The following is a 15,879-nucleotide window of genomic DNA, read 5'->3' on the forward strand; positions in this document are numbered from 1 at the left end:
ATCAATTCCGGTTGTATCCCACATTTTTCATCTGGGATGCTTTCTGCATGGGCTGCTGAATCCTGATTTGAGCGTTCATCGCGATCGCCAGTTTACACTATTTTTGGTGATGATTGGTTACCCAAGAGCGATCGCAATTAACGCATTTTGGTCATCAATCAGGTTACGGATACGTAATAAACTTGGTTTTTTACCGTTAGCGCAGCCCTCGCAGAGGATCGCAATTTTAACTGGTATCAGATTTAACTCATACCCTCACGTCTCTTGTCAGGAATTTTTAACACTCGTGATGGGAGCGCGACCGAAATTATTGAGTATTTTTTACTCACGCTTTGTCTCGGATGATTCACTTTTGCCCCCTCACTCCGTGTATGTGCCAGTTGGGGGTGCGGAATGTGGGCTAGAAGATTAGCTAGGTCAAATTTATCTTTACAAAGTTTTAAGAATTAGATATAGACAAACATATATCTAAAGGAATACTCTAGTAGTTGACTAGGGCTATCTAAAGAGGTAGTATTAAGCGAAAAATCGCATTAATATGCGAACACAACCGGTAAATCAGTTGAAATTGCAGAGGGTGTAATGGATTTTGCTTGGAACAGTCAACAAATTGAATTTAAAAAAAAGGTGATTCAATTTGCCCAACAGTCATTGATCTCCGACCTGATTAAACAGGACAAAGAGGAAATCTTTAATCATGATGCGTGGAAAAAGTGCTGTGAGTTTGGTGTTCATGGATGGCCTATCCCTGCACGTTATGGCGGACAGGAACTAGATATTCTCACTACCGCCTATGCTTTGCAAGGATTAGGATACGGTTGCAAGGATAACGGACTGATATTTGCTATGAGTGCCCATATCTGGGCTTGCGAAATGCCCCTGCTGACCTTCGGGACGGAAGAACAAAAGGAAAAATATTTGCCCTTGCTTTGTCGGGAAGGGTGGATTGCGTCCCACGCAGCTACCGAACCACAAGCGGGGTCTGATATCTATAGTCTCAAGACAACGGCTCAAAAAGATGGAGATAAATACATTCTCAACGGATACAAACACTATGTAACCAATGGAACCATTGCAGACCTTTTCATCATTTTTGCTACTGTAGACCCAGCTCTTGGGAAAGAGGGTTTGACGACTTTTATTATCGAAAAAGATACACCTGGTCTCATCCTTTCAGAGCCTATATCTAAAATGGGAATGCGTACAGCAGAAGTACCAGAACTCAGGTTGGAAAATTGTGAGGTACCTGCCGCTAATCGCTTAGGTGAAGAAGGGACAGGGCTAGCCATATTCAATCATAGCATGGAGTGGGAGCGGGGATTTATTCTAGCCTCTGCTGTGGGAACAATAGAACGATTGTTGGAGCAGTCTATTCGTTACGCTAGAAGCCACAAGCAATTTGGTCAAGCGATTGGAAAATTTCAATTAGTTGCCAACAAGTTGGTGGAGATGAAACTGCGGTTGGAGAATGCCAAGTCATACTTATATAAAGTTGCTTGGATGAAACAAAATAAGCAAATGGCTCTGATGGAAGCCTCCATGGCTAACTTGTACATTAGCGAAGCTTGGGTTCAGTGTTGTATGGAAGCAATCGAGGTTCACGGTGGCTATGGTTATTTAACAAATACAGAGTTAGAGCGAGAGCTGCGAGATGCTATTGGCAGTAAATTTTACTCTGGTACCTCTGAAATTCAACGAGTCGTCATTGCTAAATTCTTGGGATTGTAAAGCAAGGTCATCATGCCATATCTACTGCAACATCTGTTAACAAGTAGCGCTCGAACCCATAGCGATCGCGTTGCTGTACAGCAGCAAGAACACACGATCGCGTATCGTCAGTTGGACGAGAAAAGTAACCAACTGGCACATACCTTGATAGATGCAGGTATAGAACGGAGAGACCGAGTTGGCATTTACCTCGATAAGTCAATTGAAGCTGTTATTGCTATCTTTGGCATATTAAAAGCCGGTGCCACCTATGTACCTCTAGACCCTTACGCTCCAATAAAGCGGATTACCTTTATCATTAACAACTGTCAGATCAAGTTCCTGATTTCGACACAGCAAAGAATAGATGCTTTAGGAACCAACTCCCTAGAAGAGTTGCAGAGTCTCAACAGTGTGATTCTGACAGATGAAGACGATCGAGCAACGCAGTGGTTGGGAAAAATTGTCAGATGGTCAGAGGTTTTACAAGCTTCTTACAGTCCACCCCCAGAACCAAATCTGACTGAAAACGATTTGGCTTATATCCTTTATACATCTGGCTCGACAGGAACTCCGAAAGGGGTGATGATTAGCCACCGAGCGTCTCTTACCTTTGTGAATTGGGCCTATGACACATTTCAGGTAACAGCAGAAGACCGTGTTTCCAATCATGCGCCGTTTCATTTCGATCTTTCCATCTTTGATATCTTTACAACTATCAAAGCTGGGGGCACGACAATTTTACTCTCAGCCGCTTTATCGGTCTTTCCAATTAATCTGGCTAAATTCATAGCCCAAGAAAGAATTTCGATCTGGTATTCAGTCCCCTCTATTCTCACAAGTTTGGTCTTATATGGTCGATTAGAGCAACATACCTTCCCCGCTTTAAGAACCATTTTGTTTGCGGGTGAAGTTTTCCCCATCAAATATTTGCGTCAGTTGATGGTGCATATTCCCCAGGCCTCCTATTACAACCTCTATGGCCCCACTGAAACGAATGTCTGCACCTATTACCAAGTTTCACCACTTGATATTGAACTAACCGAATCACTTCCACTTGGCAAAGCCTGCGCTAATACTGAAGTTTTTGTCTTGAGTACAAGTAATGAATTGGTAGCTAAAGGTGAGGTGGGTGAGCTTTGCGTGCGTGGCCCTGGGTTGATGACAGGTTATTGGGATTTGCCTGAAAAGAGTGCTCAAGTCCGAGTTCCCTTTACTTTGCATCGTAGCTTGGGATCTGAGATGATTTACCACACGGGGGATCTTGTCAAAGAAGCCCCGGATGGCAATTATATCTTTTTAGGTCGTCGCGATCATATGATTAAGAGTCGGGGCTATCGCATTGAATTGGGTGAGATAGAGAGCATTTTGTACAGCCATCCTCAAGTGGAAGAAGCCGCAGTAATTCCCATTCCCGATCGTGAAATCAGTAATCGGATCAAAGCTGTTGTGGTGCCACGTAGTAGTAACAATCTCACAGAAGGGATGGCTTCGGAAGTTCCTGATGTCTCAATACAGGCTTTAAAATTGTTTTGTGCAGATCGGCTTCCCAAATATATGGTTCCCGATTTGTTTGAGTTCCGTAGTTCCTTGCCCCACACTTCAACTGGTAAAATAGACAAAGTTCAGTTATCTCAAGAAACACAGCAATAACAGGAAACAATACAATGACAGAAGAAAAGATCGAACAAATGCTCAAAGAGTATATCACTCAAGAGTTGGCATACGACCAACCTAACTTGGTTCTAACTAATAGTTTAAAGATCGTAGAGCAACGGATAGTGGACTCAATGGATCTCTTTCGGTTGGTTCGCTTTGTCGAAGAAGAATTTGGAATTTTTTGGGAGCCTGAAGAACTCGTATTAAAAAACTTTGAAACGATTGACCATATCAAAGCTTATATACTTGGTAAATTGGCGTCACAGGTATGAAGGAAGAAGGTATTATTCCCTGAGACAAAAGTAAACATAGGATTTAATCGTTCATTTCTTTGTAATTGACTCCAACTCCACATTGGAATTTTCTGACCGTTCGTGTCTATCCTAATTTGCAATAATCTTAACCCTTCTCAAAAAAATCAATCATGAACAAAATCACTCATCCTAACCATGATTCTGATATCGAAAATCCTCAGAAGGAACCAATCGCGATCGTTGGGATGGGATGCCGTTTCCCAGGAAATGCCGACACCCCAGAAGCATTCTGGGAACTGTTGCGTAATGGCGTAAATGCTGTAACAGATATTCCCTCTTCTCGCTGGGATCTAGAGAGATACTATGACCCTACTCCTGCACCGGGCAAGTTTTATGTGCGTTCTGCGGCTTTCTTAGATACAAATGAGATAGAACAGTTTGATGCCGAATTTTTTCGGATGGCATCGCGAGAAGCGGCGAACTTAGATCCACAACAACGCTTGCTTCTAGAAGTAAGTTGGGAAGCTCTCGAAAACGCGGGAATTGCACCTACATCTTTGGCGGGTAGCCAGACAGGTGTATTTGTCGGTATTCACTGGGATGATTACTCGGCAGAACGCTTTTATATGGTGAATCCTAGTGAAATCAATGCTTACCCTACATTGAGCAATTTACGAAGTTTATCAGCAGGGCGAATTGCCTATGTATTGGACTTGCATGGGCCAACAATGCAAATTGATACAGCTTGTTCCTCAGCATTAGTTTCCGTCCATTTGGCCTGTCAATCCCTGCACGATCGCGAGTGCAATCTGGCTATAGCTGGTGGTGTCAGTCTGCTACTCTCTCCGAAACTAACAGTTGGCTTCTGCCAAATGAAGGTTTTAGCCAAAGATGGTCGCTGCAAAACATTCTCGGATTCAGTAGATGGATTCGTACAAGGAGAGGGCTGTGGTGTTGTTATTCTCAAACGTCTCTCCGATGCTATTCGCGATCGCGATCCGATCTTGGCCACGATCAGAAGTACAGCAATCAATCACGATGGTTACAGTTTAACCCTGACAACACCTGCTAGTGCCGCACAGGAAGCAATGCTGCGCCAAGCCGTAGAAAACGCGCACATTGAGCCGCATCAGGTGCAATTTGTGGAGACACACGGAACCGGAACGCCTTTAGGCGACCCAATTGAAGTTATAGCCTTAGCAAAAGTATTAGGTAAAGATCGTCAAGATCCATTAGTAATTGGATCGATGAAGACCAATATGGGGCATTTAGGGGCAGCCGCAGGTGTAGCTAGTTTAATGAAAGTTGTACTTTCACTTCAGCATGACCAGATTCCCCCCAACTTACATTTTGATAGACCTAATCCGCGTATTCCTTGGCAGAAATTGCCAATTACTGTAGCAAATGAACTGATGCCTTGGCCAGAACATGAACCAAAACTGGCAGGCCTAAGTGCATTTGGTATGAGTGGAACCAATGCCCATGTAATTGTTGAAGCAGCCCCACAGCTACCGCAAGTTGAGTCTTCTGGCGAGGGAATTGAACCTTTATACCATCTACTTACTTTATCTGGTAAGAGCGAAAAAGCTCTCACCGATCTCGTCCATCGTTATTTAACTTTCTTGGACAAGACAGAGGATTCTATAGCAAATATTTGCTATACAGCCGCCGCTGGACGCACCCATTTTGCCAATCGGTTAGCTATTGTGGCTAACTCGAAAGCAAATATATCCCAACAGCTTGATGCTTTTATCAAGGGTAAACAAATTACAGGCACGATCCAAGGTGATACTTACCAAGGAACGCCTAAAATCGCTTTCTTGTTTACTGGACAAGGTTCCCAATACGTTGACATGGGACGCGAACTTTATGAAACGCAACCTACTTTTCGCCAAGCGTTGCAGCAATGCGATGAAATTCTGCGTTCTTATTTAGACCGACCCATTGCGTCAATACTTTATCCCGATCGACCAGAAAACATCATCGATCTCACTGTCTATACGCAACCTGCGATTTTTGCCTTTGAATACGCTCTCTTCCAGTTGTGGAAATCCTGGGGCATCGTACCTGATGTTGCGATCGGACATAGTGTAGGCGAGTATGTCGCGGCTTGCGTGGCAGGGGTGTTTAGCTTAGAAGATGGCTTAAAGCTGATTGCAACTCGCGGACAACTAATACAGCAATTGCCCCACGAAGTGCATGGCAAAATGGTCAGCGTTATGGCAAGCGAAGACCTCATAAATCTAGCGATCGCGCCATACGGTACACAGGTGTCTGTAGCCGCAGTCAATGGCCCGCAGAGCATAGTCATCTCCGGTCATAGTAAGGCCATAGATGCGATCGTCGCCGAGCTGAAAACCAAGCAGATCAAAACCCATGAGCTAACAGTTTCTCATGCGTTCCATTCACCGCTAATGGAGCCAGTATTAAAGCCCTTTGCTGAAGTCGCTGCACAGGTGACATACTCTGTACCCACAATACCCCTGATATCTAACCTCACAGGCGATCGAGTAACGGACGATGTAGCAACCTCTGATTATTGGACTCGCCATATTAGTCAGGCCGTGAGATTTGCCGATGGCATGAATACCCTACAAAAGATGGGGATAGAATGCTTTGTAGAAATCGGGCCTAAACCAATTCTCTTAGGTATGGGAGCTAGTTGCCTGGTTGATGAGGAAAAACGCCTTCTATGGCTACCTAGTATCCGTCCTGATACAGAATCATCCACTGTAGTGGAAAGTTTAGCTCAATTGTATGTTCGCGGTGTCAATATCAATTGGAAAGAGTTTTTCCAAGCCCAACACCGTAGCAAAGTGGTATTACCAACTTATCCCTTTCAAAAAGAGCGCTGTTGGATTGATGTCAGACAAGAGCGTATTGCCAGAAAGAGCAGTGAAATCTGCGCACATCCCTTACTACAAGAGAGGATTTATTCATCCGTACTCAAACAAGGAGAAGTTCAGTTTGAGGCTTACCTTTCTACCGACGATCTGCCCTACTTAGCAGAACATCGTGCTTTCGGTCAAGCAATTATGCCAGCTTCCGCCTACTTTGAGATGGTTTTGGCAGCGGGAAATCAACTTTTTGGAGACCGTGCGATCGCCTTTGAAGACGTAGCAATTGAAAAAGCTCTCAAGCTAGAAGAACCTCAAACATTGCAACTGGTCTTGACCCCCGATCTCGAAGGCTATTCATGGCAAATTTTTAGTTTGGTCTTCATTAACGAAGAAACAACTTGGACGCGCTACGCAGCAGGAAAGATTAGCGTAGGGAAAGAGATCCCAACTCCAGACAATAAAGCAAATTTAACTGCTTTACAAGCTGACCTCCAAGAACACAAGGACATAAAAGCTTTCTATGAGCAAGTCGCCACCCGAGGGATGGTCTATGAGGGAAGCTTCCAAACTGTGCGTCGCTTGTGGCGTTCTGAAGGAGAAGCCCTCGGACAAATTCAACTGCCCAAAAATATTCTCAACCATCCCTATCATTGGCATCCGGCTCTGTTAGATGGATGTTTCCAAATCCTTTTAGCAGCTCTGCCTACTGACTTTGCAGAAACTTATTTACCTGTTGCCTATCCGCATTTTACATTTTGGCAGCATCCTACCCGCGAGGTTTTCAGCTACGTTAAACTTCATGGAGAGCCCGGTCAAGAAACCCTGAAGGCAGACTTGCAGTTAATTGGGAAAGATGGTCAAGTTTATGTCGAAGCGATCGGTCTGCAACTGAAAAAGGCTCGGTTGCAAGCATTACAGCAGAAGGAACCCTGGAAAGATTGGCTTGTGCAAGTTGCCTGGAAAGAAGTCAAAAAAACAGCGGGAACTGCAAGCACAACAAACAAAGGCGATTGGTTAATTTTGGCAGATCGTACTGGTGTAGCCGAAACCTTGGCTGACTTGTTGAAGGGAAGCGGACAGCGATCGCACCTCGTCTATGCCAAAACAACTGATGGGAACTCCAAGCCAGAGCAATATGCTATTAACTGGACAGATCCAACCGACTGGCAGCAATTGTTGGCGAGTAAATCCTATCAAGGCGTAGTCTACCTTTGGAGCCTTGATGAAAATGACTCCTGCGATTCAAGCTGCGAGCAAGTATTGCATCTAGTTCAATCTCTGACTTCAGCAAAGACTTCCCCTCGATTGTGGTTGGTTACGCAAGGGGCACAGTCGGCGCTCAAGGATGATACAGTTGCTTTCTGGCAAACACCGATCTGGGGACTAGGTAAAACGCTATCTCTAGAACACCCCGAATTTTCCACCACCTGTTTAGACTTACCATCCGATCGTCACTCCGATGAAACGGTTGAAACGGTTAAGTCTTTACTCCAAGAACTACTCGCACCTGATCTAGAAGACCAAATTGCTTATCGAAACGGGACACGCTATGTAGCTAGATTAGAGCCTTTCCACCCCATACAAGCACCAAGCATTGCTCCTGTAGCGCTGAAACTGACCAGCTATGGCACCCTCGACAACTTGACTTTGGTTCCCGCTTCTGCCCCAACGTTGGCACCTGATGAAGTCGAGATCAAAGTTCGGGCAAGTGGACTTAATTTTAGAGATGTGCTGCGTGCGTTAGGCATGATGCGCGAAGTTGAGGAGTCTTTAGGTATTGCTGCAACAGCCAGCGATATATTGTTCGGCTTTGAATGTGCAGGCACGATCGAGCGCGTTGGCAAACAGTCGTCTGACTTTAAAGTAGGCGATGCCGTCATTGCCTACACATCAGGTAGTTTGGCAACTACGGTTAAGGCTAAAGCAAAATTGGTAGTTCCTAAACCATCCGAACTCAGTTTTGAAGAAGCAGCAACGATTCCTGTTACTTTTTTGACAGCCTATTACGGCCTAGTCAAATGCGCTCAAATTGGCCCAAATGATCGAGTATTGATTCATAATGCGGCTGGAGGTGTAGGTCAAGCGGCTGTTCAATTAGCCAAGCTGAAAGGAGCAGAAATTTTTGCGACAGCTAGCCCCCCCAAGTGGGATTTTTTAAAGTCCCTTGGTGTTAAACATATATACAGCTCGCGCAACCTTGATTTTGCCGAACAGATAATGACTGACACCAATGGAAAAGGCGTGAATGTCATCCTCAACAGTCTAACTGGCAAGTTTATCGATCGGAGCTTTGACGTACTTACCCAAGGAGGGCGCTTTGTAGAAATCGGTAAACTTGGCATTTGGGATGAGGAGAAATTGCAATCACAGCGCCCTGATGCTACTTATTTCCCCTTTGATTTAGGAGAGATGGATGGGGCCCAAATTTCTTCAATGTTTCTGGAATTGATGACTATCTTTAAGGAAGGCAAGCTCAAACCATTACCGGCCAAAGTTTTCCCAATTACCGAATTTGTAAATGCTTTCCGCTATATGCAGCAAGCTAAGCACATTGGTAAAGTGGTGTTAAGTTTTCAGACTCCAGAAAATGTAAGGGTTCGCCCAGACAGCAGTTACCTAATTGCGGGAGGATTGGGAGCATTAGGATTAAAGGTGGCTGAGTGGCTGGTAGAACAAGGTGCTAAACATCTAGTTCTGACAGGACGAAGCAGTGTCAAACAGGCAGCAAATGAAGCTATCAGAAAATTAGAGCAGGCAGGTGCTAAAGTCTCGGTAATTAATGCCGATATTTCTAATCAGGAGGATGTCCAAAAAATACTGAGTGAATGCCCTAATTTACGTGGAATTGTTCATACCGCAGGTGTTTTAGATGATGGTTTGTTGCAGGAGCAAACACCTACTCGCTTCAAAAAAGTCATGGCATCCAAAGTACAAGGAACTTGGAACTTGCATACCTTGACTCAAGATTTATTCTTGGACTTCTTTGTATGTTTTTCCTCCGCTGCCTCTTTGTTGGGGAATGCAGGTCAAAGCAACTATGCCGCAGCTAATGCCTTCCTTGATGGTTTAGCTCATTATCGGCGATCGCAAGGTTTACCAAGTTTAAGCATAAATTGGGGGCCTTGGGGTGAGGTAGGAATGGCAGCAGCTTTTGCTAGTCGTTTGAAAGCCCAAGGTTGGGGTATTATTCCAACTGAACAAGGCTTGCAAGCATTAAACTACTTGGTCAAAAACGAAGACTGCGATCGAGTCGGGGTACTGCCTATGAACTGGTCGAAATTTTTGGAACGACTACCAAAAATTACGCCATTCTATGAAAACTTCCAGACAACTGTTACACCATCTGAAGAACGACCAGCTTTAGTTTCCCAACTAAAAGCTACTCTGGCTAACGAGCGCCGAACAATTTTGATGGATCATGTTCGTTCCACCATTAGAAATGTAATCGGATTAAATGCCAGTACCAGGATTGAGCCGCGCCAGTCTTTATTCGACTTAGGGCTTGACTCCCTAATGGCGGTGGAATTGAGAAACTATCTGGAAAAAAGTGTCGAACATTCTTTGCGCTCAACTCTACTCTTTGACTATCCAACCTTAGAAGCGTTGGTGAATTACCTGCTACAAGAGGTTCTAGTTCTAGAGGATATGAGTGTCCAGCAAACAGAAGACCAAACGACATCAACCCAAGTATTTGAAGAACTTCCAGAAGAGGAAGCGGACATTTTACTTGCCAGCAAGTACGAAGAACTCAATAAACTACTAGGTAATATTTAACATGACACAAACTCCCGCCAAACCAACAACATTACAGTTGCTCAATGCCCTAGAGGAAGCACGTACCAAACTAGAAGCAGTTCAGCAAGCAAAAGAAGAACCGATTGCCATTATTGGCATGAGTTGCCGTTTTCCTGGTGCAAAAGATATAGATTCTTTTTGGCATTTGCTCTCGAATGGTGTGGATGCAATTCAGGAAGTACCTGCTAACCGATGGAAGATCGATGCCTGTTACGATCCCAATCCAGATGCGCCAGGAAAGATGTCTAGCCGTTATGGTGGCTTTTTATCGGAAGTGGATAAGTTTGACGCTCACTTCTTTGGGATTTCGCCTCGGGAAGCAATGTCCCTTGACCCACAGCAGCGGCTACTGCTAGAAGTAAGTTTTGAAGCCTTAGAAAATGGCGGTCAGTCATCAGAAAAGCTATTTGGCACTCCCACTGGCGTATTTATCGCCATTAGTACCTTTGACTATGCTATGCGCCTTTCAGAAGCGCGATCGCAAATCGATGCTCACTTAGGCACAGGAACCCTTTTGAGTCCAGCAGCAGGACGCTTGTCTTATAGTTTGGGACTGAAAGGAGCAAGCATGGTAGTAGATACAGCTTGTTCTTCCTCCCTCGTGGCGGTGCATCTGGCTGCAAACAGCTTGCGTAACAAAGAATCCGACCTAGCTTTAGTCGGAGGTGTGAACTTGCTGCTAGGACCAAGCCTCAGCATCAATTTCACAAAAGCCCGGATGCTTGCTCCCGATGGTCGTTGTAAAACCTTTGATCAGAGTGCAAATGGGTATGTCCGCAGTGAAGGTTGTGGTGTTGTTGTTTTGAAGCGCCTTAGTCAAGCCATCCGCGATGGAGACAACGTTTTAGCATTAATTCGAGGTTCCGCCCTCAATCAGGATGGGGCAAGTGGCGGCCTCACCGTACCTAGCGGCCCTTCTCAGGAAGCAGTAGTTCGTCAGGCATTGAAAAATGCCGGTGTTAAGCCGAAGGAAGTTAGCTATATTGAAGCGCATGGTACGGGTACTTCCTTGGGAGATCCAATTGAAGCAAATGCTTTGGGTAGCCTCTTTAGCGATCGGGAAGAACCCTTGATTGTAGGCTCCGTTAAAACTAATATCGGACACCCAGAAGCAGCGGCTGGTATAGCAGGTCTGATCAAAGTTGTTCTCTCCCTACAACACAAAGAGATTCCGCCTCACCTGCACTTTGAGAAACCGAACCCTTACATTGCTTGGGAGCAACTACCGATCAAAGTGCCCACTGAATTAACTCCTTGGTCAACAGTCAATAAACAACGAATTGCTGGAATCAGCTCCTTTGGGTTTAGCGGCACTAATGCTCATATAGTCCTTTCCGAAGCACCGCCAGTTGCAGCAAAAAGCGAGGGAGAAACAGCCCTGCGCCCCCAACATCTGCTCACCCTCAGTGCCAAAACCAAACCCGCACTCGAACAGATGGTTCGCAACTACTCAGAACACGCTTCCACTCATCCCAACTTAGAGTGGGCTGATGTCTGTTACACAACTAATACTCGGCGCACTCATTTCCACGAACGCTTAGCTGTGGTTGCCGACTCAGTTTCTCAAGCACAGGAAAAATTATTAGCTCATCTGGCAGGAGCGGAAACCACTCATCTGTACGGAGGCAGCAAGAGCGAAAGTCAACCTCAAATTGCCTTTCTATTCACAGGTCAAGGTTCCCAGTATCTAGGGATGGGACGGAAGCTATACGAAACACAACCAACATTTCGGAAATCCCTAGAGCGCTCTCAGGAAATTTTAAATACCATCGGCAATCAGGAGCGATCGCTACTCTCGATCCTCTACGAAAATGATGACAATTCCCTTTTAGAGCAAACTGCTTACACCCAACCAGCCTTGTTTGCCATAGAGTACGCCCTAACCGAATTATGGAAGTCTTGGGGCATTGAACCAAGTGCAGTCATCGGTCATAGCGTTGGGGAATATGTCGCGGCTTGCGTAGCAGGGATTTTCTCCTTAGAAGACGGCTTGAAAATGATTTCAGCCAGAGGCAGTTTAATGCAAAAACTGCCATCCAACGGCGAAATGGTATCGCTATTAGCTTCTGTTGAACAAGTAGTAGAAGCACTGCAAGGACTTGACTCAGTAAGCATCGCAGCCATCAACGGGCCTGAAAGCGTCGTCATTTCTGGTGCAGGGGAAGCAGTACGTCGGGTAGTGCAGGAATTAGAAAGCAAGGGAATTAAAACTAAGCGATTAAAAGTTTCCCATGCCTTCCATTCAGCATTGATGGAGCCAATGCTGGCAGATTTTCGCCAAGTAGTGCAAGAGGTAACATTCCACCAACCAAAACTCAACTTTATCTCCAATGTCACGGGCAATTTTGAGCGCGTTTTACCCACAAACCCGGAATATTGGGTAGATCACGTCCTCAAACCAGTGAAATTTGCCTCTGGAATTGAGACATTACACAGAGAAGGAGTAGAGATATTTGTGGAGATGGGGCCTCAGCCAATATTGCTGGGGATGGGTCGTCAGTGCTTGCCATTAGGGTATGGAACCTGGCTGCCGACGCTACAGCTAGAGCAAAGCGATTGGCAAGGACTGCTTCAGGCAGTGGGTCAATTGTATGTACGGGGTGTGGCGATAGATTGGGAGAGCTTCCACCGCGACTCTAGCCACCGCCCAGTGGGAGTACCAACTTATCCTTGGCAGCGAGAGCGCTACTGGATTGATGCTGCACAAAGACAACCACAGACGGAATCGGGAATGCAGAACGGGCATCATCCTCTACTGGGTCAACGAATTCGGAGTGCAGCGCTGAAAAATCAACAAATAGTTTTTGAAAGTCAACTCAGCTCAGATTTCCCTGCATATTTAGCGGATCATGCTCTCTATGAGAAAGTCATTTTCCCCACCGCTGCTTATGTGGAGATAGCGTTAGCAGCAGGAGCGCAAATCTTCGGAGCAGGGTCGCTGGAGAATCATCCACAATTAGTAGTTGAAGAATTTCTGATTGAGCAGTCGCTAGTTTTGAATCCTGAAGAAACAGTCTCGGTTCAATTAGTATTAACACCCAACGAATCCGGGTATGAATTTGGGATTTTTAGCCGCAAAAACTCAGATAATGTTGATGAGAATGAAACATGGACTCGCCATTCCCAAGGTTATCTTTTGAGTGCCCAAGCTCCGGTGGCAAAAGCGCCGCTAGATTTGGCTGGTGTTCAGCAAAAAGTTAACCAAGAGATTGAAATCAAGGGCTATTACCAAAAATTCAGCGATTTGGGAGTAGAGTACGGCCCGAACTTCCAAGTAATTGAGAAGTTGTGGCGTTCTCAGGGTGACTCACCAGAAGTCCTCGGTAAGATTAAATTACCTGAAATGGTAGAGAGTGGTGTAAATGACAGCTTACATCCGCTGCTGTTGGATGGTTGCTTGCAGCTTTTGGCGGCGGCTCTTGAAGATGGCCCTGATAGCGATACCAAGACTTATTTTCTAGTCGGTTTAGAGCGTCTAAATTTCTTCAAGCAGCCTAGTACAAGCATTTGGTGTCACGTTCATCAATCATCAAATCAGGGCAACTCTGGTTTGCTGACTGCTTTCGATTTACATTTGGTTGATGAGAATGGAATAGCAGTAGCCGATCTGATTAATTTACAGGTGCGGCGTGCTAATCAAACTGCGCTGCTAGCCAATCAAACAGATGATTGGTTATACAGAATTGGTTGGGAAGTAAAACCGCGTGTCTTGGCAGAAAGCTCGTCATTTGCTAAGACGAATAACAAAACCTCTAAAGCAGGCAGTTGGCTGATTTTCAGCGATGGGGGAGAAGTAAGCAACTCCTTAGCTGACCTTCTCAAAAAACAGGGCGATCGCTGTATTTTAATTTCACAAGGAGCGTCTTTTTCATTATTAGAGGGCGATCGCTATCAAATCAACCCCTCCGAACCAAAAGACTTCCAGAACCTACTTTCCGCAATAGTCAAGAAAGAGCAGTCAGTCTGCCGTGGGATAGTTTACTTATGGGGTCTCGATCGCAAGCTGGAGATATCAGATGTGCCAACAACAGCACTGGATCTATGTTCTAGTCTGTTGTATTTGGTTCAAGCATTATCTGCAATTCCTCCCCATCATTGGGGCAAAAAGATGCCTCGTTTATCCTTGGTAACTCGTAATGCCCAAGCAGTGACAAAATCCCCCTTACAAGTAGAACAATCGCCATTGTGGGGCTTAGCCCGCGTCATTGTTTTAGAACATCCCGAACTAGAAACCGTCTGTATCGATCTTTCCTCGCACCAAGTTAATGAGAGCGAAATCCTGCTCAAAGAAATCCTCTTCCCAGAGCAAGAAGAGCAAGTAGCTTTTCGAGATGGAAAGCGTTATGTCGCTCGATTGAAACGTGCTGATGCTAAAACTATCACCCACCTAGCAAAAATTGATTCATCAGGCAGTTACTTAATAACTGGTGGCTTAGGATCATTAGGACTGCAAGTGGCAAATTACCTTGTGGAACAAGGCGCACGCCACCTACTGCTAGTGGGACGACAAGGAGCAGTATCCCCAGAAGCACAAGCAGGAGTCAAGGAGTTAGAAGACAAAGGGGCGTTGGTGAAGATTGTCAAAACTGACATTTCTCAACCCGATAGTGTAGCAACGCTAACTGCCGCAACCGATATCCCCTTACGAGGAGTAGTTCACGTCGCAGGTGTTTTAGATGATGGGATGGTTAGGGATCAAAACCGGCAGCGCTTCTCAAAAGTCATGGCTCCCAAGGTTCAAGGTACTTGGAACTTGCACAAACTGACCAAAGAAATGCCATTGGATTTCTTTGTTTGCTTTTCCTCTATGACCTCAGTTATAGGTGCGCTAGGTCAAGGAAATTATTCTGCGGCCAATGCCTTTATGGATGCACTCTGCCATCACCGACACGCATTGGGATTACCCGCTGTCAGCATCAACTGGGGCCCTTGGGCTACTTCTGGGATGGCAACTCGATTGGATGCAAATATTCAAAGTCGTTGGGAGGCAATAGGTTTTGGAATGATTTCGCCGAGTCAAGGAGCGCATCTATTTGCTAACTTGTTCACCGCCAAAGCACCACAAGTAGGCGCGATGCCAATAAACTGGTCGAAATATACGGTAGAAAGTGCGTTCTTCACTGACTTCCGGAAAACTACCGACCAAAAGAAAGAGCAAGAAAAAACTTCACTTAATTTCCTGGAAACGGTAAAGGCTGCTGAAAAAGAGCAACGCCAGGCACTTTTAGTGGCTCACATCCAATCTCAAGTATCCAAAGTCTTGGGCTACCAGAAAGATCGCGTATTCTCTGTTTCGGAAGGGTTTTTTGACTTAGGAATGAGTTCTCTGACATCTGTAGAGTTGAGGAACAATTTGCAAAATAGCTTAGGCTGTCGTTTGCCCGCTACGCTAACTTTTGATTATCCAACTGTTAAAAAGTTGGTGGATTATCTGATGGCAGAGTTTCTAGAAGAGGCTGATGAAGATGAAGATGAAGATGTATCCGATCAGTCCTTCCAGATAGATAGTAAAGCCCTCACATTCCAGCCCCTAGAGGAAAATGATGATGCCGATGAAATTGCAAAACAATTTGCAGAACAATTAGGTATGCAATGGGTTAACTAGATGAACCCAAATCTAGATA

5 protein-coding genes are annotated in these 15,879 nt (G+C 45.2%); all 5 read left to right on the top strand.

Features of this window, described 5'->3' with window-relative positions:
- The first annotated feature begins 582 nt into the window (after positions 1 to 582).
- The 5 genes from P2A85_RS14280 (at position 583) to P2A85_RS14300 (ending at position 15,860) form a co-directional block, all read left to right on the top strand.
- Positions 583 to 1,728, top strand: coding sequence for an acyl-CoA dehydrogenase family protein (locus tag P2A85_RS14280; protein ID WP_340522716.1), 1,146 nt, complete (start codon positions 583 to 585; stop codon positions 1,726 to 1,728).
- Positions 1,729 to 1,740: 12 nt separating this feature from the next.
- On the top strand, positions 1,741 to 3,360 hold the full coding sequence (locus tag P2A85_RS14285; RefSeq protein WP_377481201.1) for an amino acid adenylation domain-containing protein: 1,620 nt from the start codon (positions 1,741 to 1,743) through the stop codon (positions 3,358 to 3,360).
- A 14-nt stretch (positions 3,361 to 3,374) separates the two neighbouring features.
- On the top strand, positions 3,375 to 3,638 hold the full coding sequence (locus tag P2A85_RS14290) for an acyl carrier protein (protein WP_340522711.1): 264 nt from the start codon (positions 3,375 to 3,377) through the stop codon (positions 3,636 to 3,638).
- A gap of 152 nt (positions 3,639 to 3,790) precedes the next feature.
- On the top strand, positions 3,791 to 10,234 hold the full coding sequence (locus P2A85_RS14295; RefSeq protein ID WP_377481204.1) for an SDR family NAD(P)-dependent oxidoreductase: 6,444 nt from the start codon (positions 3,791 to 3,793) through the stop codon (positions 10,232 to 10,234).
- A gap of 1 nt (position 10,235) precedes the next feature.
- Positions 10,236 to 15,860 (top strand): type I polyketide synthase, encoded by a 5,625-nt coding sequence (locus P2A85_RS14300; RefSeq protein ID WP_377473177.1) that lies wholly within the window; start codon positions 10,236 to 10,238, stop codon positions 15,858 to 15,860.
- Positions 15,861 to 15,879: the final 19 nt, after the last annotated feature.

Origin of the sequence: Microcoleus anatoxicus, assembly GCF_042465725.1 — a bacterium.
GTDB classification, from domain to species: Bacteria; Cyanobacteriota; Cyanobacteriia; order Cyanobacteriales; family Microcoleaceae; genus Microcoleus; species Microcoleus anatoxicus.